The sequence below is a fragment of the Candidatus Atribacteria bacterium genome (genome assembly GCA_011056645.1).
In the GTDB taxonomy this organism is placed as follows: Bacteria; Atribacterota; Phoenicimicrobiia; order Phoenicimicrobiales; family Phoenicimicrobiaceae; genus Sediminicultor; species Sediminicultor quartus.
Genome location: DSEL01000115.1, coordinates 1 through 2,113 on the forward strand (window position 1 = coordinate 1; position 2,113 = coordinate 2,113).

2 protein-coding genes are annotated in these 2,113 nt (G+C 31.5%); one reads left to right on the top strand and one right to left on the bottom strand.

The features are described 5' to 3' along the window. Positions 1-2: 2 nt before the first annotated feature. A complete protein-coding gene (locus ENO17_04685; protein HER24330.1) occupies positions 3-668 on the top strand; it encodes a hypothetical protein in 666 nt (221 codons plus the stop codon). Between the two features lie 196 nt (positions 669-864). On the opposite strand, the gene amrS is transcribed toward ENO17_04685, so the two are convergent. Further along, positions 865-1,863 carry an AmmeMemoRadiSam system radical SAM enzyme gene (amrS, locus tag ENO17_04690; GenBank protein HER24331.1) on the bottom strand — a complete coding sequence of 333 codons (999 nt, stop codon included), beginning with the start codon at positions 1,861-1,863 and terminating at the stop codon, positions 865-867. Positions 1,864-2,113 lie beyond the last annotated feature (250 nt).

Consider the following 2,113-nt stretch of genomic DNA (forward strand, 5'->3'; position numbering starts at 1 on the left):
ATATTATTCTTCATCTTAATAAAATTGATGAAAGGAAGGCGATTACTAATCCTCCTCTATTTAAAAATTCTATATTTATCTTGGGAATTACAATAATAGTTTCATTTTTCTCGCATCTATTCAACTTAGATTTGGCTATTATTTATTTATTAGGAGCCATCATTCTCCTCTTTGTTAGCCACAATAAACCTGACGAAATTTATGCTCAAATTGATTGGAGGATCATTTTCTTTCTAATCGGATTAAATATCTTGGCAGGTACTTTAGAAGAAAATGGCCTTATTAAAATTGTATCTTCCAAGCTCTTAAGTCTCAGTGATGGAAGGATAAATCTTTTTAGTTACACTATATTAGGGGTTTCTACTTTTACATCTTCCTTTTTTGATAATATTCCCATAATAGCTTTAGCTATTCCTGTAATTGAAAATATTTCTCGCCATCTTGGACCATCAGTAACAGTATTATGGTGGGCACTTGCTTTGGGAGCAAATATTGGAGCGAATGGTACCTTAATAGGAACAGCCTCAAATTTAATAGTCGCGGACATTGCCGAAAAGAATAAACAACCTATCCCTTTCTGGTATTTTACTAAAATAGCTTTCCCCTTGATGTTGCTTGATCTTATCATCGCTTTCATTTATATTTATTGGAGATATCTTAGTTGTTAATTGGCCGATTAAATTAGTCGTTAGTGAATAGTGAATAGTTGTTAGTATTAAATTCAAGATACAATATAATATAATTAACCGATTGACCGATTTATTAGTTGGTTCATTAGTTAGCTAGTCTGGGATTTATCCTGAACCCTTTAACTAGCTAAAAAAAAACTGCTTCTTTACTGGTTAAGCTTGCTTTTTAATACAACTAAAAATAAACCACTTTTTCTCCACAATATTTACATTTTCCATCTTTATCTATTCCAGAATTTATCATATTATAACCACTCCGTTTGATCAAAATTTCTTTACAATTTCCACAATAAGTTGTACTTGCTTCCTCATCCCAGATGTTTCCCAGATAGACATATTTTAATTTTTTTTGGGCAATATCCCGAGCTTTATATAAGGCGGAAAGAGGTGTTTCTTCAATATCCATCTTGTAACAGGGAAAGTAACGAGAAAAATGTAAAGGGATATCTTTACTTAGAGAAGAAATCCAATCCACCATTTCTTTGATCTCCTCTTCATCATCGTTTAATCCGGTAATGATCAGATTAGTTATTTCTATGTGACAATATTTTTTTGAAAGCTCAATAGTATTAAGTACAGGGAAAAGACTCCCTTTACAGTATTTCTTATAAAAGGAATTTCGGAAAGATTTAAGGTCAATATTCATGGCATCAATAAAAGGCAACAGTTTAATAAGAGGTTCACGATTAATAAATCCATTGGTAACTAATATGTTTTTTAAGTTATTTTTTTTAGCTAACCTGGCGGTTTCTAAAAGGTACTCATACCAGATCAGAGGTTCAGAATAAGTATAACATATTGCCGGAGAATTATTACGTAAGGCTAATTGTACTGCCATTTCGGGTGATAATTCTTCGGCTTTAAAATCTTTTATATTTGCTTGGGAAATAGTCCAATTCTGACAGAAAGTACAAGCAAAATTACACCCTATAGTCCCCAATGATAAAACCATCGTCCCGGGATAAAAATGATAGAGCGGTTTTTTTTCAATGGGGTCTATACCGTAAGAGGAAATTTTGGAATAGATTAAAGAATAAAGTGTGTTATTTATATTTTTTCGAGCTCTACAAAAACCAACTTGATTTTTCTTTATCAAACATTCTTTGGGGCAAAGCAAACATTTTATAATCCCCTTATCTTTGTCGATTAATTCATAAAATAAGGCTTCTTTCATTTATAAAATCACCTCTTAACTAGTCGTTAGTGAATAGTCGTTAACAATTAGTATAGCATAGTTTCGGTTCAATAAGATGCTTGTCCTAATTAACCTAAAAACTTTATCTGCACTCTAATCTTAAATACTATTCACTATTCACTAAATACTAACGACTTGTACTATAACAATATCTAATAGATTAATAAAATATGTTACCATGATACTGGATGAGTTTGTAGTAGGCAAGGTCAACTAAACGACTGGAACC

Coding starts and splice junctions, on each gene's coding strand:
- amrS (HER24331.1), bottom strand. CDS start 1,863: ATGAAAGAAGCCTTATTTTATGAATTAATCGACAAAGATAAGGGGATT.